Genomic DNA, 21,092 nt, shown 5'->3' with positions numbered 1-21,092 from the left:
CCCGGTTATGCCGCGCCATTCCCCATCAGATCGACTGATACGGAATTTCGGCGCGGCTGCCACAAACCACGATCAATCGCCTCGCGCAGGCGGTTGCGGATATCAGAAAGTGCGTCGGGATTGTAATCCCTGATAAAATCACGCACATCCGTATCATCGAGATACGCATCATAAACCAGATCAAAATGATGATCCGCAACACAGCGCGCCGTTGCGGCAAAGGCAAACAGGTAATCCACCGTCGCCGCCATCTCAAATGCGCCCTTGTAACCATGGCGCATTACGCCTTTGATCCATTTCGGATTGACCACGCGTGCCCGGACCACACGGGCAATTTCTTCTTCCAATGTACGGATTTTCGGGCTTTCCGGGCGGGAATGGTCGCTATGATAAACCGTCGGCTGTTTGCCGGACAGATGCCGAACTGCCGATGTCATTCCGCCTTCGAACTGATAATAATCATCGGAATCCAGCAAATCATGTTCGCGGTTGTCCTGATTATGGACAATCGCATCAACCCGCGACAGCCGTGTTTCAAACATATCACGCGCGGCTTCGCCCTCCGCCCCGTTGCCATAGGCATAACTGCCCCACGCCAGATAGGCATCCGCCAGATCGGCGTCATCTTCCCAAAGCTCTTCATCAATCATTGCCTGTAATCCCGCGCCATAGGCACCGGGTTTGGCACCAAACACGCGATATGCTGCCTGTTTTCTGGCTTGATCAGGACTGGCCCCGGCGTCACACAGCTTTGCCGTTTCTGCCGCCACCCCAACCGCAATCGGGTTCATGTCGGGCGCTTCGTCAGTTTGCACGGCGACCGCACGTACCGCGCTGTCAAACAGGTCAATCAGGCCGGGGAATGCATCGCGGAAGAACCCCGATATGCGCAACGTCACATCAACGCGCGGCCGCCCCAGCAGGGATATCGGCATAATCTCGAACCCGGTCACACGGCGCGATGCGCTGTCCCATGTTGGCCGTACACCCATCAGGGCAAACGCCTGGGCAATGTCATCACCACCGGTGCGCATATTGCTGGTGCCCCAAACCGAAAGGCCAAGGGCCACGGGCCATTCACCATGATCCTGCACATGCCGTTCCAACAGCAATTCGGCGGATTTCCATCCCAATTGCCATGCTGCCGGGGTCGGCACAGTGCGCGTATCGACCGAATAGAAATTTCGCCCGGTCGGCAACACGTCCGGTCGGCCGCGCGTTGGGGCCCCCGATGGTCCCGGTTCGACAAATTTGCCCGCAAGACCGCGCAGCAATCCGGCAATCTCTGCCTCGCCACAGGCTGTCACTGCCGGACGAATAGATATTTCGATATCGGAAAGAACTTCAATTGTCCGCTGCCATGCCTGATCCGCGACCACCTCCCCACGTACCAGATCACGCGCCAAAAGCTCGATCCGCTCCACCGTATCGCCCATGGTACGCCACGCACCAACGTCATATTGCGCAAGAATTTCGGGCCTAATTCCTGGCCAGAATTCGGCAAAGGCACAATCAAGCGGATCAAAATCGGGATCACCAAGGATATCGGCGGCCAAGGCCCGATGAAGTGACGCCTTCGACCCCTCGCTCGCCCCGCGCGGCAATCTTGCTAGTGCGACCAGAAGATCGGTCAAAAGATCGCCTTCCGGTGCCTTACCAAAGATATGCAGACCATCGCGGATCTGAAGTTCCTTCAACTCGCACAGATAGTTATCAAGCTTGGCAAGCGCGCTTTCCTCGTCCTCGTCTGGCTCTATTCCGCAATCACGGTCAAGCCCGATGCGAATAGCAAGCTCAAGGATGTCACGCTTCAGGATGATCAATCTGCGTGGATCAACTGCTGCTGCGTCGTAATATTCATCAACTAGTGCCTCAAGATCCTTAAGGGGTCCGTAACTCTCTGCTCGCGTCAAAGGCGGGGTCAGATGATCAAGGATCACCGCCTGCGCACGGCGCTTGGCCTGTGTGCCTTCCCCCGGATCATTGACGATAAAGGGATAGAAATGCGGTGTCGGGCCAAACACGGCTTCGGGGAAGCATTCTTCCGACAGCGCTAATGACTTGCCCGGCAGCCATTCCATATTGCCGTGTTTGCCGAAATGAATGACTGCCTGCGCCCCGAAATGATGGCGCAGCCAGATATAAAACGCGAAATAGTTATGCGGCGGCACCAGATCGGGCGAATGATAGCTTTCAAGGGGATCGATATTGTATCCGCGTGCCGGTTGCAGCCCAACCACAACATTGCCCATCGGCAGGATCGAAAGGGCAATCGCCGACCGATCTGGCAGATAAAACGGATCACTCTCCGGCTCTCCCCAGGCATCCGTTACCTGCTGACGGATGCGTGCGGGCAGGACGGCAAATGCCGCGCGATAATCGGCAACCGGGATCGTCACACGAACGGTGCGATCCGCCAGCGACTTGAAATCATTCGTCGGTCCGGCCTTGACCGCCGCGATCAGGGCATCGCCATTTTCCGGCAGCTCATTAATCCTGTACCCGGCATCCTTCATCGCCCGAAGGGTTTCAATCATCCCGGCCGGTGTATCAAGCCCCACACCATTGCCAAGGCGCGCATCCTTGTTGGGATAATTGGCCATGATCATCGCAACTTTGCGCACCGGGGCATCCGTCTTGCGCAATTTGACCCAATTGGCCGCCAGTTCGGCAACAAACGCCACCCGATCGCGCACCGGGATATATTTGACCAGATCAATCTGGGTCAGGGCATCCTTGCCCGCCGATCCCTTGAACGACACGGCGCGCGATAAAATACGGCCATCCACTTCGGGAAGTGCGACATTCATCGCAATATCCCGCGCGGCAAGGCCGTTCACCCCATCCCGCCACGATGCTTCACCACCGCCAGATAGCACCACCTGGAAAACCGGTGCATCGACAACATCAAACGGCCCATCTTTTCGTTCCACACCCGGAACGGAAAGAGAGAAGCCGGTGGTGTTCAGGATCAAATCCGCACGTGTTGACCCCAGCCATTCTTCAACCAAGGCCGCCGCAACCGGGTCTTTGAGGCTGGCAACAAAAACAGGCAATGGATTGAGGCTATTACCCAACAACTCCTCAACCAGCGCATCAATTACATCCAGATTACCAGCCTGAATTAATGCACGGTAGAAGATGATCGGAACAACAGCATGATTTTGTTTCCAATTCTGTTCAATTTCTTCGAGATTTGCGGTGATTTTCCCCGGCCAATAAAGGCCTGCCTTGACCAATGGTGCCGCCGGCTTCCAGTCCCAACTGACAGACGGGTTCAATTTTTCATATATAAGACGCAGTAAATGTTCAGCATTTCCCGGACCACCTTCGATCAGGTAACGCCAGATTTGCTGATACGTTGCACCCTTTACCGTCGATAACGACAACAGTTCCGCATCGGGTTGATCGTCACCTGGCAACAGTACCAACGGCACGTCGTTGCGACGGGCCAGTTCGACCAGCTGTTCGATCCCGTATTCCCAATATCCCCGCCCGCCCAGAATGCGCACGATGATGAATTTGGCATCGGTCAGAACATCCTCGACATAAAGATCGACCGACATGTTGTGACCCAGCTGCAATAGACTTGCCAATCGCAGCGACGGTGTCGCGTCGCCAAATGCTGAATGCAATCGCGCCTGCGCCCCGGCCAGACAGGCAAGCTCGGACTCTGCTGCCGACAGGATAACGACATCGCCCGGGCTTTGCCCCAGATCGACGGCTTCGCTTCCATCGGTAACAAGTCCAGGCTGGGCGGCAAGCAGATGCATCGGAAATGTCCGTTTCTTTTATCGTGTGCTGGTTCAAGATCATCCGCCCGCACAACGTTGTCGACCGGATGATCTTACAATTTCAAAACGTCACGATGCCTTGATTGCCGCTTCGATGGCACCGCGATCCAAGCCATGCAGGCCGATCACCACCAGTTCCGACCGGCGCGTTTCGGTTTCGGCCCACGGCCGGTCGAAATAACGCTGGAACCTCTCACCAACGCCCTGAACAACCTGGCGCATCGGCTTGCCGGGAATATCGAGAAAACCCTTGATCCGCAGGACATCGAACTGACGCACGACATCAATCAGGCGTTTTTCAAGCACGGCCGCATCGTCAACCGCGTCAAGTGACACGACAAAGCTTTCAAAATCGTCGTGGTCATGTTCGTGACCATCGTCATGATGTGAGGGGCGGCTATCAAGATCGTCTTCGGCCGCCGCTCCAAGTCCCAGCAAAACAGCATTTTCGACCTTCGAATGCGCGGTCGCGATGATCTTGACCGATGGGCGTTTCAGCTCGGCCCGGATATCTGCCTCGACCTTGGCAACTTCGGCAGCGCTCAGCAAATCGGTTTTGTTCAGAACCACCATATCGGCGCAATGAAGCTGCTCTTCAAACAGTTCCTCAAGCGGGCTTTCATGATCAAGATTATCATCCGCCTCGCGTTGGGCCTGAACCGCATAATGATCATGGGCAAACAACCCGTCGCGCAATGCCGCCCCGTCCAGAACAGCCACCACACCATCTACCGTGACCCGTGAACGGATTTCCGGCCAGTTGAACGCCTTGACCAACGGTTTTGGCAGTGCCAACCCTGATGTTTCGATAACGATATGATCAGGCGGCGTGTCGCGATCAATCAGGCCCTTGATGGTCGGCAGGAAATCATCGGCCACCGTGCAACAGATGCAACCGTTTGCAAGTTCGACAACGTCGTCCTCGGCACATCCCGAAATGCCACAACCATTTATCACTTCGCGGTCCACGCCCAGATCACCAAATTCGTTGATGATCAGCGCAATCCGCTTACCCCCGGCATTTTCCAGCATATTGCGGATCATCGTGGTTTTGCCTGCACCAAGAAAACCGGTGATCACTGTTGCCGGAATTTTTCCAAGCTGTGCCATATTCAATTACCCTTAAATCTATGAATTCTGATCTATTTAACCGACATCGGAATGCCCGCAACCACAAGCGTCACCTGATCGGCAAGCTCGGCAATCCGTTGATGCAATCGTCCGGCATGATCGCGAAAGCTGCGCGCCATGGCATTTTCCGGCACAATCCCGAAACCGACCTCGTTCGAAACCAGAAGAACTGGGATATCCAGCTCCGGCAAAAGGTCGCAAAGCCGGTCAAACTCGGCCTCGATATCGCGATCTTCCAGCATCAGATTGGTCAGCCAAAGCGTCAGGCAATCGACCAGTACCGGTTTGCTGCCGTCGCGATTGCAGGCAGACAGGACACCGAAAAGATCAAGCGGTTCCTCAATCGTTTGCCATATCTCGCCGCGCGATGATTTGTGAAGTTCGATGCGATTTGCCATTTCCTCGTCCCATGCCCGGCCGGTCGCGATATAAATACCGCCGCCTGCATGGTTGATCCGGTTTTCGGCAAACCGGCTTTTGCCCGATCTGGCACCGCCAAGGATCAGATGGATCCCGGCAAACTGGCTGTTATCAGCCATATTATGGGTCATAGCCGCCTTCCTTCGCTTTGACCTCCCACCGAGGCCGGATTGCGTTACCCCATATCCTTACGAACAGGGATACCGATGGCTGGTTTCCTGGCTGCGGGCATGAAAGCAATCCGCCTTCCCGGCATGTTGTCTGCAAATCAACATTACCGGTGGCTTGTGACATCACATCACCCGGATCACCCAACCCGTTACAGTTGCGGGGGCAGCACCGGCATCACACCGGTTTCCCATCACCAAACGGCAGCGCCGAACCTAGCAGCTTTACCCCCACGACCAAAGCCCAAACTCCGACCTAACCATAAGGTCAGTATTTGTAAGAATTGACTGCTTGTCGGCGGTTATTCTTTAGGAGAACATAATTTTGTCACGTTGGATCAGAGCCGACAAAAGCCGCCCGCGTGACCGCCGGACATTACAAAACAAACAAAGTCCGGATGCCGAAACCGCAAAGGGTTTCGGAAAAACTTCTTGGGGTTAATTGGAAATTTGCTGATCAAATGGCAATTCATGAACAAATTCAACGAATTCGGAATCTGAAATCAACAACCTGGCAGACCGTATCACGCGAAGACATGTGGCGCGGGCTGCTGGATAGATTGAGCTATAATGATCAATCCTTTCCCGAATTCCTGCAACATCATGCTGTAAATGGTGAAATATCATTGGCGCGTCGTGATGTTCGAAACATTTATGCCAGCCGTCCGACCTGTGGTGTTGTCGCGACCATCATTTGGTCGCATGCGCGTGGCATCCGCGTAAATGCGCTTTCTCTTCTGGTCCGTGACCTAACGAAACTCGTGGAATTGTTCGAAAATGACGATTTCGACGAAGATCAAATGTCACTGCTTCTGGGCCAGCCTGGGATATCCATCCCGACCGCCAGCAAAATGCTTTCAGCCTGTGGTAAGAAATACAAAGGCAAACCCGCCGCCATCATCGACGACACGATCATTCAGGTTATCGAAGCACCGGAATTTGCATCCGACTTTACGGAAATCAGCGAGCTTCGCGGCAAATCGCGCAGCCGGCCTATTCCCTACTACGAAGCCTATCTCGACGATGTCGCGTCAATCTGTGGCAGATACGATGTCTCTGCCGATATGGTAGATCGCTTTTTGTCGGAATATGCGCTTGTCGATGCGCAGGAAACCGATCAACGGAAATCCGCCTGAAAACTGATACCCTGTGTGGCATGTCATTCAAGCCCCACAGGGTATCGGCAGATGGGTACTGCCCAGCCCCCCCCCCTTTTATCAGTAACGCAGATTAACACCGGTCACCCGCCAGCCCGGCTGATCGACGCCGTTTATATGTTCGATCCGTGTCACGCCAAGCGTATCGATATGAAATGATAAAGCCGCCTCAAGCGACAGACCGAGCGCATTGGCAAGGGCCGCGCGCACCGTCCCACCGTGAATAACGGCGACAATATCACGCCCGGCCCAATATCTTGTCAGCCGGTCAAATATTGGCCCAACCCGTTCGACAACGTCGCTGAAACTTTCACCATTCGGAGGATGCTGGCGCGCGAAATCGGCCCAGAAACGGGTGGTTTCCCCTTTGGGCAGATCATTCCAGTGTTTCTTTTCCCATGCACCAAAATGCTGTTCGGCAAAGCCGGTTTCACGCGTCGGCAGGATGTTTTCATCCATCAGCTCAAGAAGTTTAAGCGCGGTATCAAGCGTGCGCGAAAGGTGGCTCGTAATCCAGACCGCGTCGTTTGGCAAATGGCGCGACAGGGCACGCAATGCCTTTTCATCGGTAAGATCAACCGGCATGTCGCTTCGGCCATAGACAAGCCGTTCCGGGTTGAGAACCGGCGCATGGCGAACAAGCCACCAACGGGTTGTCACTGCTTTGTCCATTCTTCCCCCAAGGAAAAATGCGGTCGAAAAATACGATCCGGGATTGGGCTCGGTTTTGAACGGTCCTTTTCATGATCTTATCATCAGGCAATCTGCAGTATCGCGATAAATGCAATACCGACAAGCAGTTCGGAGATGATTTGAGTCATGCCCAGCACATCGCCAGTATGGCCGCCAATCTGATACCGGGCGATCCATCCGACAACCGATGCCCCGACCATCATGGCAATCAGACACATGAACGCGGTCACCGCACCCGCAACAATCACCACCAGAACCAAGGCGATGGCAATACCCGCGCTCACCACTTTAATGTCGGGTCGCCCGGCACTTTTGCCAAGACCATCTTCACGCGCCGGATCAAACACATAGGTCACGATCGGCATCGCCGCACGCGATAGTGTCGCCATCACAATCAGGATGGCGGCCATGCTGCCACTTTCACCCGCAGCATCCAGAAGGGCGATGCGCATCGCTAGGCATAAAACAAGCGCAACAACACCATAAGTCCCGATCCGGCTGTCACGCATGATTTCAAGCTTGCGTTGACGGTCCAATCCACCGCCAAACCCGTCGGCACAATCGGCAATGCCATCCTCATGCATCGCCCCAGTCAACGCGATCAGGGTAAAAGTCGCGATAATGGCCGTAATCATGACATTGCCGGTCAGAATCTCGATGACGTAGGCCGCAATGATCGCAATCCCAGCCATGAATAACCCAACCAGCGGCCAGCACCAAACTGATCGTGCCATCGCATGCGCGCTGAAGTCACATGGAATGAAAACCGGTATCCGGCTTAGCAGGGCAAGAGCACGCCAAAAATCAGCAAGCATCCCCGTGGGGGGTGCTTCAGGCTGAGGTTCTGATTCAGATCCGGTTTCTGGCTTTTTGGCATCAACTTGATCATCATCAAGGTTTTGCAAATTCATTCCGGCTTGATTATGATCATTGTTCACGGGTGTGTTCCGATATTCGAACTGGCATTTTGCACGCAATCAGACTAATCATGGGCGCGACAGAAGCCAAGCAGAAGACGCTTTGCATCCTTGTCCGCCAGCCGGAGATTTTCCATGTTCGATCCCAAGCATCCCCCCCAAAGTCTTGATGAAATCCGCACCCTGATGGCCCAATTGCCCGGTGTCGATGCAGAGGCACAGGCAGCCGTAAGTACGCGCGAGCCACAATTGACCAAGCCCGCAGGCGCGCTCGGCAGGATGGAAGATATCAGCCTTTGGCTGGCCGGGTGGCAAGGAAATTCACGACCGAACATGACACGCCCGCGTGTCACGGTCTTTGCCGGAAGCCACGGCGTCTGTGCACAGGGTGTGTCGGCATTCCCGGTCGAGGTCAACCAGCAGATGGTTGAAAACTTCATCAATGGCGGTGCGGCAATCAACCAGATCTGCAAAACGGTTGACGCGGAACTGCGCGTGATGGAAGTCGCCCTTGAAATCCCGACCAACGATTTCTCGCAAGAACCCGCCATGGATGACGAAGGCTGCGCCGAAGCAATGGCCTTTGGCATGAGCGCCATCGAAAAGGGGATTGACCTTTTTGTGCCCGGTGAAATGGGGATCGGCAATACCACCTCGGCCGCCGCCATTGCCTATGCCCTGTTTGGCGGTGAAGCCACCGACTGGACCGGACGCGGCACCGGCATCGACGATGAAACGCTTAAACGCAAAACACGCGTGGTCGGGGATGCCATCATCCTGCACAAAAATCAGTTCCATGATGCATTCGACGTTCTGCGCTGTGTCGGCGGACGCGAAATTGCCGCGATGGCCGGTGCCATTCTGGCCGCGCGTTACCAACGGGTACCGGTTCTTCTTGATGGATATGTTTCCTGTGCAGCCGCGGCAATCCTTGGCACTCTTCGCAGCGATGCCCTTGACCATTGTCTGGTCGGGCATGTTTCGGCCGAACCGGGCCATAAACGACTGATCGAAAAGCTTGGAAAACAGGCGCTTCTCGATTTTGGCATGCGCCTTGGCGAAGGATCGGGTGCTGCCCTTGCCATTCCGCTATTGCGGGCATCGGCGGAATGCCACAACGGCATGGCAACCTTTGCCAAGGCAGGTGTCACAAGCCGCGACGCGTAATCGTTTTGATTTCGGAATTAAAAAGGTACCGGCCGTTTGCTGGCGTTATTTTTTGGTGCGCTCGCTCAGCAGATGCTCGACATGGCGACCCTGGAACATGGTGATATTGATCGAATGACCAAATTTGATCGCCCGCTCATCATCGCAGCGGCACATGATCACGCGCGTATCGCCTGATTGCGCCACAGCTTCGCGCATGGCGTTGCCGTGCTTTTCGTCCAGATTTTCCATTTCCGGGTCCCAGATCATCTTGATCATATCAACGCCAAGCTTGTTGCGGTTGATATAGGGCAGCGAAAGATGGCTGATCCCGTCAATACAAATCCGGTAACCACGATCGCGGCAGAAATCACGCGCAAAAAAGAATGCGCCAAGATCGGCAAATATATCGATCTTTTGCAGTTCAAGCACGATGGTTCCGCGCTGACCTGCCTTGACGTTGCTGTCAAATGTCAGGAAATCCGGCGACAGCAGGGTCGAAACATTCAGATTGATACTGACCGAACCGGTCACCGATGCGTCATTGCTGCGTGTCAGCAACGACAACATGCGACGATCAAGAATTTCCGTCAGATGCTGAAACAGCCAGCGATTGGACAAAACATTGACATCGGGCAGCAGTGTTTGCTGCAAATCCTTGATCGAAATGAACAATTCGTGAAAAACCGGCGTCGGGTTCGCATCACCGACAACCGCACAAATCGCCTGCCTGCGCATCAGGTTCGAAAGATCGGCCCTGCGCAATGCCTCGTCAATACGCCCCAGTATTTTGGGTGTCAGCGGTGCACGATCATCTTCAAGCATCGGGCTGTCGTTGTGACGCTCGGCCGCCTTGCTGACCTGACGCGGACGGTTGGCGTTTGAGCGCACAAGCGTTTGTGTCAGATGCAGGAAATCCTTGTATTGCTGTGCGACATCGAAATAGTCGGTAAAGGTCGCAGGCGCACCGCTTTCATCCTTGCCGTCACTGATCAGCGGATCATCATTGAAAAGGAATTTGAGCCGGAAGATGACTGCATTGACCTCGTCAATCTCGGCCGCATCAAAGATGAAAATCAGATCCTGATTGGACAGCGTGAAAATACGCCCGGTCACATCAGGAACGATTTCTTCGAATGATGCAATTGCCGTCCGGATATGATGATCGCGCCGGTTGAACGGCAGCAGCTTTGAAAAATGCACATGAACCGCCCCCACGCCATCCTTGCGACGCTCAAGACGGCGCACATAATCGACCAAAAAGGCTTCGGGTGAGGGTAACGTGCTTTCAGACATACAGGATGACCAGATTTTCCAATGTGCAACGCGCGGCGAAAGTCCCGATTGAAATACAATAGTTCGCGGGCCGTTAACAGCTTATGTATTTATCATTGTGACAAATTGAAACCAAACCCGAAAATCAGTCATTTCCTGACGTTCCGATATTTGCCGAAAACACCACTTTTAAAAACGATAAGTCATGGCAATGGATCATCCAAGCTGCTAGTTTCAGGCCGATTTCATCAGCCTCGAACATTCCAGAGATCAAAACATGGATATCAATGCCTTCTTCGATGCCGAATTTGACGAGCATCTTGACCTGGTCGACAAAACCCGCGAAGCAACGCGTGCGCCCTTTGCAAAACTGGTATCGATCTGCACCAATGCGCTGAACGAAGGCAACAAACTCCTGTTCTTTGGCAATGGTGGATCGGCCGCCGACGCGCAGCATATCGCAACCGAATTCACGGTTCGTTACATCAATGACCGGCGTGCATTGCCGGCCATTGCCCTGACAACCGATAGCTCGGCACTGACCGCAATCGGCAATGATTTCGGATTTGATTATCTGTTTTCCCGCCAGATCGAGGCACTGGGTCGGCCAGGAGATGTCGCAATTGGTATTTCGACATCGGGCAACAGCAAAAACGTCAATCTCGGCCTTGAAAAGGCGCGCGAGATGGGGCTGATTTCCACTGGCTGGACCGGTAAAACCGGTGGCGCCATGGTTGATCTGTGTGATCCGTTGATGATCGTGCCAAGCAACACCACCGCCCGTATTCAGGAAATGCATATACAGCTCGGGCAAATGCTTGTTGGCGCACTCGAACATACCCTTGGCCTGACCAAGGCCTGATCCGAGCCACTTTCGATTTAACGAACAGAAGACGATACGCACATGACCGATCTTAGCCATCTGGCCCAACTGGTTGAACAACTGCCCAATGCCAAGGTACTTTGCATTGGCGATGTGATGCTTGACCGGTTTGTCTATGGCTCGGTCACCCGTATTTCGCCCGAGGCACCGATCCCGATCATCCGGGTCGAACGCGAAAGTGCAATGCTGGGTGGTGCGGGCAACGTTGCCCGCAATGTGACGGCCCTTGGCGCATCGGTTCGTTTTCTTTCCCTTGTCGGTGATGATCTTCCAGGCCGGGAGGTGATGGAATATGTCGCCAATGACAAGGGTGTCGAGCCCTATATCCAGATTGAACGCAACCGCCCGACAACGATCAAGACCCGCTATATCGCGGGCGGACAACAATTGTTACGATCTGATAACGAAACCACCGCAACGCTTGCCGCCCCAACCATCAGCAACCTGTCTGCCTTGGCTGCACAACTAGCGCCCGATGTCAGTGCCATTATCCTTTCCGATTATGGTAAGGGCGTTTTGCATGGTGACGTTGTCGCCGCAACCATTGCTGCCGCGCGCAAGGCCGGAAAACCGGTTATTGTCGATCCCAAGGGTACAGATTACAGCATCTATCGCGGTGCGACGGTCGTCACCCCGAACCGAGCCGAAGCCCAGGCCGCAACCGGCATCGACATTCAAAGTGACGAGGATGCAATTGCCGCAGCCACCAAAATCATAACCGAATGCGGTATTGAAAACGTCCTTCTGACCCGAAGCCAGGATGGCATGACGCTTGTCACCAGCAAAGGTGAGGCAACCCACCTTCCGACCGAAGCACGCGAAGTATTTGATGTATCGGGGGCCGGTGACACGGTCGTTGCCTGCCTTGCATCGGCGATTGCCGGGGGCGCATCACTTTCAGACGCTGCGCGTATTGCCAATGTTGCCGCGGGCATCGTGGTTGGCAAGATCGGCACCGCTGTTGTTTATCCGGACGAACTGATTTCTGTTCTGCATCATCACGACCTGATGATCGGCGAAGCCAAACTGATGCCGCTTGACCGCATGGTGGACCGTGTCGAACGCTGGCGGCGCAAGGGTTATAAGGTCGGCTTCACCAATGGCTGCTTTGATCTTCTGCATCCGGGCCATCTCAGCCTGCTGCAACAGGCGCGATCCAACTGTGATCGGCTGATTGTCGGGCTTAATTCCGATGCGTCGGTCAAACGCCTTAAGGGCGAAGCACGCCCCGTGCAATCCGAAGCCGCGCGTGCGGCTGTCCTGGGGTCTCTTGAAACCGTCAGCGGTGTGGTGATTTTCGGCGAAGACACCCCGATCACGGTGATCGAGGCCCTAAAACCCGATATTCTGGTCAAGGGTGCCGATTACACCATCGACAAGGTTGTCGGCGCAGATATCGTGCAAGGATATGGCGGCAAGGTTGTTCTAGCCAATCTCGCCGATGGCTTCTCGACGACATCGACCATTGCGCGCATCAATCAGGGCAAAGACTAGACCAGCCCGACCCAGATCATCTTTAACACCACCGGCCACGCCGCGTTCAGAATACAGGACGTGGTGTAAAGTTTTAGCGCACGGTCGATGTCGCTGGCATCCGCATCCCGCCTGCCATCACCGATATAGGGGTCTTCGACCAGTTCCGCGCCATATTGGCGCGGCCCGGCAAGCGATAGGTCAAGCGCCCCGGCAAAGGCTGCTTCCTGCCACCCGGCATTGGGCGATTTGTGTTTTGACGCATCGCGCAGCATGATTTTCCAGGCATGCGCGCCGGAAGTTTTGCGGCCCATCACAGCGGCAAGGCAGATCACCCCACCGGCAATCCGTGCAGGGACAAAGTTCGCAACATCATCAAGACGTGCCGCGAACTTGCCGAAATAAAGATAACGGTCACTGCGATGACCGATCATCGAATCAAGTGTATTGATCGCCTTATAGGCACAAAGCCCGATCGGCCCGCCCAGCACATACCAGAACAGCGGCGCGACCACCCCGTCCGAAAAGTTTTCCGCACAGCTTTCAATCGCCGCCCGGCTGACCCCGGCATCATCAAGTGATTGCGGATCGCGGCCGACAATCATCGAAACCGCTTCCCGTCCGCCTGCAAGGCCATCGCGCTTTAACGCGACCGAGACGGCCTTGACATGTTGATAAAGCCCCTTTTGCGCAATCAGGATGGCAAGCAGCAGAATATCGGCAAACCGGAAAACATCGCCAAATGACGATATCAGTTGGATCACGCCGCCAAACGCCGCAGCACAGGCAATGACCGCCAGACTGGTAAGGCTTCCGCGTAAAAAGCGATCACTGTTGCCATATCGCGGTTTGTTCAGGCGTTTTTCAAACCACGCAATCAGATTGCCAACCCAGACCACCGGATGCGGCACCCGCCCGAACAGCCAAGGGAAATCCCCACAAACCGCATCAAGCACCAGTGCCAGAACCAGCACGGTGAAAAGCGGGCCCATGAAACCGGGCTGCGGAATCAGAAATTCAAGAATCATGGTTTCCATTGCGGCAATGTGCGTCGCAGGCACATGCCCGTCAATCATCATCCGGGATTACACGGGCAAATTACCGAACAAACAGCACGATTTGCCAAACGGTACGGGCTTTGATAAAAGTATTTCATACTTTTATTTTTTTCTTCATACAACACTTCAACATCCAGATCAGGAGGCCTCAAACCTGTTACTTACCCCTTCCATCATTTCGGGTAGCAAGATTTGTGACCACAACATCTGCAATCGCCCGTAAAACAAACCACAACAGTTTGTATTTTCTATCCGACCCGCCCTTACAACGATTATCCAATAAGCTGTGGCTTGCATTCCGCAGGCCAATCGGTGAAAACGGGGGTGGCATCGGGTACAGTGGCGGTTTGTGACCGCCATGCACCAAAACACGAGAGAGACAAAGGAGCAGCCTTTTATGTCCCCCAAAGGCGCCGTAATGATATGCGGACACGGTTCGCGTGATGAGCGCGCTGTTTCACAGTTCAACGCCATGGTTGAAACAATGAAGCAGACCCATCTGGCCGATTATGATGTCGAAAGCGGCTTTCTCGAATTTGCGCACCCGATCCTGCGCGATGGCTTTGAAAAACTCAAAGCTATGGGCCACAAGAAGATTTATGCCCTGCCGGGCATGTTGTTTGCCGCCGGTCACGTCAAAAATGACCTGCCAAGCGAAGTGAACAATTTCGCCCATGAAAACCCGGATATCGACGTTAAATTCGGACGTGATCTGGCGATTGACCCGAAACTTCTGCGTGCCAGTGCTGATCGCATCGAAGAAGCCCTTGCAACGGCTGACGACAGCATCACGCGCAAGGATACGCTTTTGATGGTCGTCGGGCGTGGCACCAATGACCCGGATGCCAATTCAAACGTCTATAAGGTCGCACGCATGTTACAGGAAGGGCTTGGTTTCGGACGTACCGAAATCAGTTATTCCGGGGTTGCCCATCCGCGCGTCAATGCCGGTCTGCGCGAAGCCATGAAGCTTGGCTACAAGCGTGTGGTGGTATTCCCGTATTTCCTGTTTGCTGGCATTCTGATCGACCGGATTTACGCCCATACAGACGAAATCGCGGCCGAATTCCAAGATGTTGAATTCATCAAGGCGGAATATCTGCGCGATCATCCGCTGGTGCTGGAAAGCTTTGCCGAACGCTTGGCTGAAATTGACACCGGCGACAACAATATGAACTGCCAGCTTTGCAAATATCGCGAACAGATCATTGGATATGAAGGCGACGTTGCAACCCCGCAGGTCGGCCATCATCATCATGTGATGGGGATTGGCACCGACGGGCATAGTCACGGCCACAGTCATGATCACGGTCACCATCATCATGGGCATTCCCACGGTCATTCTCATGATCATTCTCATGACCACAGCCATGACCACAGCCATGACCACAGCCATGATCACGGGCACAGCCACGATCACAGCCACGAAACCAATAAAGCGACCGGTTCCTAACCGGTCGCCCTTCGTTCCTTTGCGAAAGGTGTGGCGATGTTCGACTATCTGCGGGACCCGCAGGAAATCTATCGGCAAAGCTTTGCAACCATCGAAGCCGAAGCCGATCTCGCCCGCTTTCCCGAAGAATTGCGGCCGGTTGCCGTACGGATCATTCATGCCTGTGGCATGGTTGAAAAGGGAGATCTGATTGCTTTTGGCGGCGACGTGGTGACCGCAGCAATCAGGTCCCTGCAAAATGGCAAACCGATCCTGTGTGATGCGGAAATGGTGCGTCACGGGATCATTTACCGCCTTCTGCCCCAACAGAACCCGGTCATTTGCACCCTGAATACAGATGGCAACGCCGAACGCGCAGCCAAGTTTGCTACCACACGGTCGGCTGCCGCCATCGAAGATTGGGCAGATCATATCGATGGTGCAATAATTGCCATCGGCAACGCGCCAACTGCGCTTTTTCATCTGCTTGAGGCCCTGATTTCGAACCGTCTGGCGAAACCGGCATTGATCATCGGCATGCCGGTGGGCTTTGTCGGTGCGGAGGAAAGCAAAGAAGCCCTGATTTCCCATGCCGGTGACATCCCGTTCGTCACATTGCGCGGCCGGTTTGGCGGCAGTGCGGTCACCGCGGCAACGCTTAACGCATTGGCGCGCCTCGCATCGCCGGGGCAGACACCGGATGGCACGGCCACAAAACCCACCGACCCTGACAAGGGGAATGGCAAATGAACGAACAATCGCCCCTGAACGGCAGAATCACCGTGATCGGCATTGGCGAAGACGGTTATGACGGACTAAGCCCGATTGCCCGTCAGATTCTGGAAACCGCCAGCGTGATTTTTGGCGGCAAACGCCACATCGCCATGCTGCCCGGATCAAATATTGCCATCCAGAACAGCTGGATCACGCCGTTCGAAGCCAATATGCCCCTGATCGAGGATTGCCTTGATCAGAACCCGGTCATTCTCGCCAGTGGCAACCCGATGTTTTTTGGTGTCGGCAATACACTGGTTAATTATTTCGGATCCAGATCAATTACCGTGATCCCACACCCGTCCAGCATCAGTCTGGCAGCCGCCCGCATGGGTTGGGCGCTTGCCGAATGCGATGTCATCACATTGCACGGGCGCGACCCGGAAATCCTGCGATCGCACCTGCGCCCGCGCGGCAAACTGATCACGCTCAGTGCCGATGGCAGCACCCCGGCACTGGTTGCCGTCATGCTGTGCGAAGCCGGCTACGATCAAAGCCATATGACGATTTGCGAACGGCTGGGCGGTACAGAAGAACGCATTACCACCCAGACCGCCCAAACATGGCAGTCCACGGCAACCTCAATGCCCGATGTCAAACCGGTTGATCCACTGAACCTGATCATGATTGATCTGGTGGCCGGTCCCAAAAGCCGCGTTCTGGGCAATGGGGCCGGTCTTCCCGATGATGCCTTCATCCATGACGGGATGATCACCAAATCCGAAATCCGTGCCCAAACCTTGTCATCCCTTGCGCCTTGGCGCGATGCCATGCTTTGGGATCTGGGGGCGGGATGCGGTTCGGTTTCAATCGAATGGATGCGCGCCGGGGGGCAGGCCATCGCCATAGAACGCGATGCAAAACGCTGCGACCTGATCGCAAAAAATGCCATCCGCCTTGGTACACCAGATCTGATGATCCGCCAAAAGGGGATCGAGGATGTGATTGCCTTCGCCGATCAACTTCCGACACCCGATGCGATTTTCGTTGGCGGCGGCATCACGACATCCGGTCTGATGAATCGGTGCTGGGATATCCTGCCGATGCATGGGCGGCTGGTGGCCAATACGGTCACGCTGGAAGGCGAAGAAGAATTATTACGGTTTTACAATAAAAACGGTGGCACCCTATCGCGCCTGTCGGTTTCCCGGCTGGTTCCACGCGGCAGTTTCAGGGGCTGGAGCAACCTTGCCCCCGTCACCCACTATGTCGGAGTAAAAGCATGAGCGACGCGGCCACAACACCCGCCAGCGCACTACCCGTGGCGGGTACGGCCTATGGCCTTGGCATCGGGCCGGGCGAACCCGACCTGATCACGCTCAAAGCCTATAACATACTGCAAAAGGCGGATGTGATTGCCTATCCCGCCCTCGAAGACGGCGCCAGTCTTGCCCGGCAAATCGTCACACCGCATGTCCCCACAGGACGGATAGAGATCGCCATCCGCATTACCATGGGCCAGCCCGCCGACCCGATCTATGACGCCGCGGCCCTTGAAATCGGCGACCATCTGAAAGCCGGAAAAAGCGTTGCCGTTCTGTGCGAAGGCGATCCGTTCTTCTATGGCAGCTTCATGTATCTGTTTGGCCGTCTGGCCGAAGCCGGGCATCCGGTTCAAACCGTGCCGGGTGTCAGTTCCATGATGGCCTGCGCCGCCCAGCTTGGCGCACCGCTTGCCGCCAGAAACGATGTGTTGCAGGTCATTCCGGGACCCTTGTCCGAAGAACGCCTGCGCGCGCAGCTTGGCGACACCGATGCGGCCGCCATCATCAAACTTGGCCGTCACTTCGCCAAAGTCCGCAAGGTGATCGAAGAACTTGGCCTGACCGACCGGGCGCGCTATATCGAACGCGCGACGCTTGAAACCCAGAAAATGGTCCCGCTTGGTGACCTTCCGGAAGATACCATAGCACCCTATTTCTCGATGATCCTGATCCACCGTCGCGGAGACGCATGGCGATGACGCCCCCGAATATCCCCACCGCCAGCAATACCAACCCGATCCTGCCGACGGACCCGATTGCGCCAATTGCGGTCATCTGTCTGACGCAGCGCGCCCTTGCCACCGCCAAACGCATTGCCGCAAACCTGCAGGGTGCATCAGTCCACGGCCTGCGCACACGCGTCTCGACAAGCGATGTCGATGTCGCGTTCGATGATACCATTACACATCTGCAACAAACATTTTCGGCTGATCATGTGATTATCGGTGTTTGCGCATCAGGCATCCTGATCCGCGCACTGGCACCGCTTCTGGCTGGCAAGTGGCAGGACGCGGCGGTCATCGCCGTCGACGAAGCCGGCAGCACCTTCATCCCGCTTCTGGGCGGCCATCACGGCGGCAATCGGCTGGCGCGCGATCTGGCCGAACGGCTGGGCGGGCAGGCGGCGATCACCACACCCGGCGATGCGATGCTGGGACTGGCCCTTGATGAACTGCCGGTCGGCTGGCATCTTGCTAATCCGCAAGCTGTCAAACCAGCCACCGCAGCCCTTCTGGCTGGTGAAACCGCCCGGTTCGAGATCGAGGCAGGATCGGCGGCCTGGCTGACCAACAGCAATATCGAACGCAGCGACACTGGCAATGTCATCATTCGCACCACCGCCAAGGCGATGGACACGAACAGGGACGACAAGAACAATCACGAGATTGTCTATCACCCGCCGGTTCTGGCGCTTGGCGTCGGATGCGAACGTCATTGCGAACCGGACGAGCTGATAAAACTCGTCACCGAAACCCTCGCCGCAAATGGCCTGAGCGCGCAAAGCGTTGCCTGTATTGCGTCCATCGATCTTAAGGCCGATGAAGCCGCCGTTCACGCACTGGCCGATCATCTGGGCGTCCCCGCGCGTTTCTATGACGCCGCAACACTCGAAGCCGAGGCCCCCCGCCTTGCCAATCCGTCCGAAATCGTCTTTGCCGAAACCGGCTGTCACGGCGTTGCTGAGGGCGCGGCCCTTGCCACCATCGGCACGAACGGCACTCTGATCGTTTCGAAACAGAAATCAAAACGCGCCACCTGTGCCATCGGGCTTTCAATCGATGACATTGATCCGCTGCAATCGGGTCGTCCGCAGGGACGTTTGTCGATTGTCGGCATCGGCCCTGGACAGCCCGGCTGGCGCAGTCCCGAAGCCAGCAGCCTGATTGCGCGTGCGACCGATATTGTCGGTTATCAGATGTATCTTGATCTTCTGGGGCCACTGATTGACGGCAAATCCCGCCATCATTCCGACCTTGGCGCTGAAGAAGCCCGTGCCAGACACGCACTTGAACTGGCCGCCACTGGCAGGGACGTCGCCCTGATCGGGTCTGGCGATGCCGGGATTTATGCGCTGGCGACGCTTGTGTTTGAACTGCTGGATCGCGAAGATCGTTCTGACTGGAACCGCGTTGCCGTGCAGGTATCTCCGGGCATTTCCGCCCTGCAAGCCGCCGCATCACGGATCGGTGCGCCACTGGGCCATGATTTCTGTGCGATATCGCTTTCGGACCTTCTGACCCCGCGCGAGGATATCCTGCGTCGTCTCAAGGCCGCGGGCGAGGGCGACTTTGTCATCGCCTTCTATAACCCGGTATCCAAACGCCGCCGTGATCTTCTGGCACAAGCCCGCGATATCCTGCTTGAACATCGCGGGCCGGAAACACCGGTCGTGCTGGGTCGACAGCTTGGCCGCCCTGACGAACAGATAACAGTCGTTCCGCTTGCGAAACTTGAAGTCGATATGGTCGATATGCTGACCACCGTTCTGGTCGGCTCCAGCAACAGCCGCCATATCACACGCGGCGAAAACAGCTGGGTCTATACCCCGCGCGGCTATGCCAAAAAGGGCCCGGACGCTGCAAACGCCCCGGTCCACAGCCTCGATAATCCCAAAAACGATCCCAAAAACGATAAGGCAAACTGATGACCGTTCATTTTATCGGTGCCGGTCCCGGCGCCCCCGATCTGATCACCGTTCGCGGGCTTAAACTGATCGAAAAATGCCCGGTCTGCCTCTATGCCGGGTCACTCGTGCCCGAGGAAATCGTCAAATCCGCCCCCGACGGCGCGCGCGTGATTGATACCGCGCCGATGAACCTTGATGAAATCCTGGCCGAGATTGAAGCCGCCCACGCCGCTGGACAGGATGTCGCGCGCGTGCATTCTGGCGATCCGTCGATCTATGGCGCAATCGCCGAACAGATCCGCAGGCTTGATGATCTTGGCATTCCATATGACATCACGCCGGGCGTTTCGGCCTATGCCGCCACTGCCGCCGAACTGGGGGCAGAGCTGACCCTGCCCGATATTTCGCAAACCGTCATCCTGACGCGGACCGCCATGCGATCATCCTGCATGCCCGAAGGTGAAAGTCTGGCCGAATTGGGTCGTTCGCGCGCCACCCTTGCGGTGCATCTGTCGATCAATAATCTGGTCAATGTCGTCCGCGATCTGATCCCGCATTACGGGGAAGATTGCCCGGTTGTTGTCGCCTATCGCGTCACCTGGCCCGATCAGCAATTCATCCACGGCACGCTTGGCAATATCCGCGCCAAGGTCAAAGGTAGTGGTATCACCCGGACGGCTCTGATCATGGTGGGCGGGGTCTTTGGGCGGAAGGATTTCACCGATTCCCGCCTGTATGCTGCCGATCACACCCATGTTTTGCGGCCAGCAAAACCGTAACCGAACTGTAAAACGCCCGTTTTTTGCACAATCAGTTAGACGACCCGGCCCAAATTTTCAGCAAATCCTGTTTTTGCTGAAAAAAGAAACATTTCAACCGTG

17 protein-coding genes and 1 riboswitch are annotated in these 21,092 nt (G+C 55.6%); of the genes, 10 read left to right on the top strand and 7 right to left on the bottom strand.

The window, feature by feature from the left end:
- Positions 1–5: 5 nt before the first annotated feature.
- The 3 genes from cobN to cobU form a co-directional block, all read right to left on the bottom strand.
- Positions 6–3,773: a cobaltochelatase subunit CobN gene (gene cobN / locus P8T57_RS09515; RefSeq protein WP_341365292.1), complete on the bottom strand. Its 3,768-nt coding sequence runs from the start codon at positions 3,771–3,773 to the stop codon at positions 6–8.
- A gap of 90 nt (positions 3,774–3,863) precedes the next feature.
- Positions 3,864–4,904 carry a cobalamin biosynthesis protein CobW gene (gene cobW / locus P8T57_RS09510; protein WP_341365291.1) on the bottom strand — a complete coding sequence of 347 codons (1,041 nt, stop codon included), beginning with the start codon at positions 4,902–4,904 and terminating at the stop codon, positions 3,864–3,866.
- A 32-nt stretch (positions 4,905–4,936) separates the two neighbouring features.
- Positions 4,937–5,476, bottom strand: a complete 540-nt coding sequence (gene cobU / locus P8T57_RS09505) for a bifunctional adenosylcobinamide kinase/adenosylcobinamide-phosphate guanylyltransferase (protein ID WP_341365290.1) — start codon at positions 5,474–5,476, stop codon at positions 4,937–4,939.
- A 59-nt stretch (positions 5,477–5,535) separates the two neighbouring features.
- Positions 5,536–5,760: riboswitch (cobalamin riboswitch) on the bottom strand.
- A gap of 312 nt (positions 5,761–6,072) precedes the next feature.
- On the opposite strand from cobU, the gene P8T57_RS09500 reads away from it, so the two are divergent.
- The gene (locus P8T57_RS09500; RefSeq protein ID WP_341365289.1) at positions 6,073–6,648 is read left to right on the top strand and encodes a hypothetical protein; all 576 of its coding nucleotides are present in this window, start codon (positions 6,073–6,075) and stop codon (positions 6,646–6,648) included.
- An 81-nt stretch (positions 6,649–6,729) separates the two neighbouring features.
- Here P8T57_RS09500 and P8T57_RS09495 read toward each other — a convergent pair whose 3' ends face one another.
- Both P8T57_RS09495 and cobS read right to left on the bottom strand, forming a co-directional pair.
- A complete protein-coding gene (locus tag P8T57_RS09495; protein WP_341365288.1) occupies positions 6,730–7,341 on the bottom strand; it encodes a histidine phosphatase family protein in 612 nt (203 codons plus the stop codon).
- A gap of 83 nt (positions 7,342–7,424) precedes the next feature.
- A complete protein-coding gene (gene cobS / locus P8T57_RS09490) occupies positions 7,425–8,177 on the bottom strand; it encodes an adenosylcobinamide-GDP ribazoletransferase (RefSeq protein ID WP_341365287.1) in 753 nt (250 codons plus the stop codon).
- Positions 8,178–8,414: 237 nt separating this feature from the next.
- Between cobS and cobT the strand changes: the two genes are divergently transcribed.
- Entirely contained in the window at positions 8,415–9,446 is a 1,032-nt protein-coding gene (gene cobT, locus P8T57_RS09485; protein WP_341365286.1) for a nicotinate-nucleotide--dimethylbenzimidazole phosphoribosyltransferase, read from the top strand.
- A gap of 45 nt (positions 9,447–9,491) precedes the next feature.
- Here cobT and P8T57_RS09480 read toward each other — a convergent pair whose 3' ends face one another.
- The gene (locus P8T57_RS09480; RefSeq protein WP_341365285.1) at positions 9,492–10,721 is read right to left on the bottom strand and encodes a hypothetical protein; all 1,230 of its coding nucleotides are present in this window, start codon (positions 10,719–10,721) and stop codon (positions 9,492–9,494) included.
- 256 nt (positions 10,722–10,977) lie between these two features.
- Here P8T57_RS09480 and P8T57_RS09475 point away from each other — a divergent pair, with 256 nt between their 5' ends.
- Positions 10,978–11,562, top strand: a complete 585-nt coding sequence (locus P8T57_RS09475) for a D-sedoheptulose 7-phosphate isomerase (RefSeq protein ID WP_114094141.1) — start codon at positions 10,978–10,980, stop codon at positions 11,560–11,562.
- A 42-nt stretch (positions 11,563–11,604) separates the two neighbouring features.
- The gene (rfaE1, locus tag P8T57_RS09470; RefSeq protein ID WP_341365284.1) at positions 11,605–13,077 is read left to right on the top strand and encodes a D-glycero-beta-D-manno-heptose-7-phosphate kinase; all 1,473 of its coding nucleotides are present in this window, start codon (positions 11,605–11,607) and stop codon (positions 13,075–13,077) included.
- On the opposite strand, the gene cbiB is transcribed toward rfaE1, so the two are convergent.
- Entirely contained in the window at positions 13,074–14,093 is a 1,020-nt protein-coding gene (gene cbiB, locus P8T57_RS09465; protein ID WP_341365283.1) for an adenosylcobinamide-phosphate synthase CbiB, read from the bottom strand. The genes rfaE1 and cbiB overlap by 4 nt on opposite strands.
- A 418-nt stretch (positions 14,094–14,511) precedes the next feature.
- On the opposite strand from cbiB, the gene P8T57_RS09460 reads away from it, so the two are divergent.
- From P8T57_RS09460 to cobM, 6 genes are read left to right on the top strand one after another with little or no spacing between them, the layout of a single operon-like run.
- Complete coding sequence (locus P8T57_RS09460) at positions 14,512–15,567, top strand: sirohydrochlorin chelatase (RefSeq protein WP_341365282.1); 1,056 nt, start codon at positions 14,512–14,514, stop codon at positions 15,565–15,567.
- A gap of 36 nt (positions 15,568–15,603) precedes the next feature.
- Entirely contained in the window at positions 15,604–16,296 is a 693-nt protein-coding gene (locus P8T57_RS09455) for a precorrin-8X methylmutase (protein ID WP_341365281.1), read from the top strand.
- Positions 16,293–17,546, top strand: coding sequence for a precorrin-6y C5,15-methyltransferase (decarboxylating) subunit CbiE (cbiE, locus tag P8T57_RS09450; RefSeq protein WP_341365280.1), 1,254 nt, complete (start codon positions 16,293–16,295; stop codon positions 17,544–17,546). The genes P8T57_RS09455 and cbiE overlap by 4 nt, the downstream gene beginning before the upstream one ends.
- The gene (cobI, locus tag P8T57_RS09445) at positions 17,543–18,283 is read left to right on the top strand and encodes a precorrin-2 C(20)-methyltransferase (RefSeq protein ID WP_063092182.1); all 741 of its coding nucleotides are present in this window, start codon (positions 17,543–17,545) and stop codon (positions 18,281–18,283) included. The genes cbiE and cobI overlap by 4 nt, the downstream gene beginning before the upstream one ends.
- Positions 18,280–20,229, top strand: coding sequence for a precorrin-3B C(17)-methyltransferase (gene cobJ, locus P8T57_RS09440; RefSeq protein ID WP_341365279.1), 1,950 nt, complete (start codon positions 18,280–18,282; stop codon positions 20,227–20,229). The genes cobI and cobJ overlap by 4 nt, the downstream gene beginning before the upstream one ends.
- Positions 20,229–20,990, top strand: a complete 762-nt coding sequence (gene cobM, locus P8T57_RS09435; protein WP_341365278.1) for a precorrin-4 C(11)-methyltransferase — start codon at positions 20,229–20,231, stop codon at positions 20,988–20,990. Before cobJ ends, cobM begins: the two co-directional genes overlap by 1 nt.
- The last annotated feature ends 102 nt before the right edge of the window (positions 20,991–21,092 follow it).

This window comes from Thalassospira sp. SN3W, from assembly GCF_038070535.1.
GTDB lineage: Bacteria > Pseudomonadota > Alphaproteobacteria > Rhodospirillales > Thalassospiraceae > Thalassospira > Thalassospira xiamenensis.
Note: the sequence above shows the minus strand (reverse complement) of the source record. Positions and strands in the feature narration are given on the sequence as shown.

What these genes read in the sequence shown, in the direction of transcription:
- cobI (WP_063092182.1), top strand. Translation starts at nt 17,543, where the DNA reads ATGAGCGACGCGGCCACAACACCCGCCAGCGCACTACCCGTGGCGGGT.
- P8T57_RS09495 (WP_341365288.1), bottom strand. Translation starts at nt 7,341, where the DNA reads ATGGACAAAGCAGTGACAACCCGTTGGTGGCTTGTTCGCCATGCGCCG.
- cobS (WP_341365287.1), bottom strand. Translation starts at nt 8,177, where the DNA reads ATGCTTGCTGATTTTTGGCGTGCTCTTGCCCTGCTAAGCCGGATACCG.
- cobT (WP_341365286.1), top strand. Translation starts at nt 8,415, where the DNA reads ATGTTCGATCCCAAGCATCCCCCCCAAAGTCTTGATGAAATCCGCACC.
- P8T57_RS09475 (WP_114094141.1), top strand. Translation starts at nt 10,978, where the DNA reads ATGGATATCAATGCCTTCTTCGATGCCGAATTTGACGAGCATCTTGAC.
- cobN (WP_341365292.1), bottom strand. Translation starts at nt 3,773, where the DNA reads ATGCATCTGCTTGCCGCCCAGCCTGGACTTGTTACCGATGGAAGCGAA.
- P8T57_RS09480 (WP_341365285.1), bottom strand. Translation starts at nt 10,721, where the DNA reads ATGTCTGAAAGCACGTTACCCTCACCCGAAGCCTTTTTGGTCGATTAT.
- cbiE (WP_341365280.1), top strand. Translation starts at nt 16,293, where the DNA reads ATGAACGAACAATCGCCCCTGAACGGCAGAATCACCGTGATCGGCATT.
- P8T57_RS09460 (WP_341365282.1), top strand. Translation starts at nt 14,512, where the DNA reads ATGTCCCCCAAAGGCGCCGTAATGATATGCGGACACGGTTCGCGTGAT.
- rfaE1 (WP_341365284.1), top strand. Translation starts at nt 11,605, where the DNA reads ATGACCGATCTTAGCCATCTGGCCCAACTGGTTGAACAACTGCCCAAT.
- cbiB (WP_341365283.1), bottom strand. Translation starts at nt 14,093, where the DNA reads ATGGAAACCATGATTCTTGAATTTCTGATTCCGCAGCCCGGTTTCATG.
- cobM (WP_341365278.1), top strand. Translation starts at nt 20,229, where the DNA reads ATGACCGTTCATTTTATCGGTGCCGGTCCCGGCGCCCCCGATCTGATC.
- cobW (WP_341365291.1), bottom strand. Translation starts at nt 4,904, where the DNA reads ATGGCACAGCTTGGAAAAATTCCGGCAACAGTGATCACCGGTTTTCTT.
- P8T57_RS09455 (WP_341365281.1), top strand. Translation starts at nt 15,604, where the DNA reads ATGTTCGACTATCTGCGGGACCCGCAGGAAATCTATCGGCAAAGCTTT.
- cobJ (WP_341365279.1), top strand. Translation starts at nt 18,280, where the DNA reads ATGACGCCCCCGAATATCCCCACCGCCAGCAATACCAACCCGATCCTG.
- cobU (WP_341365290.1), bottom strand. Translation starts at nt 5,476, where the DNA reads ATGACCCATAATATGGCTGATAACAGCCAGTTTGCCGGGATCCATCTG.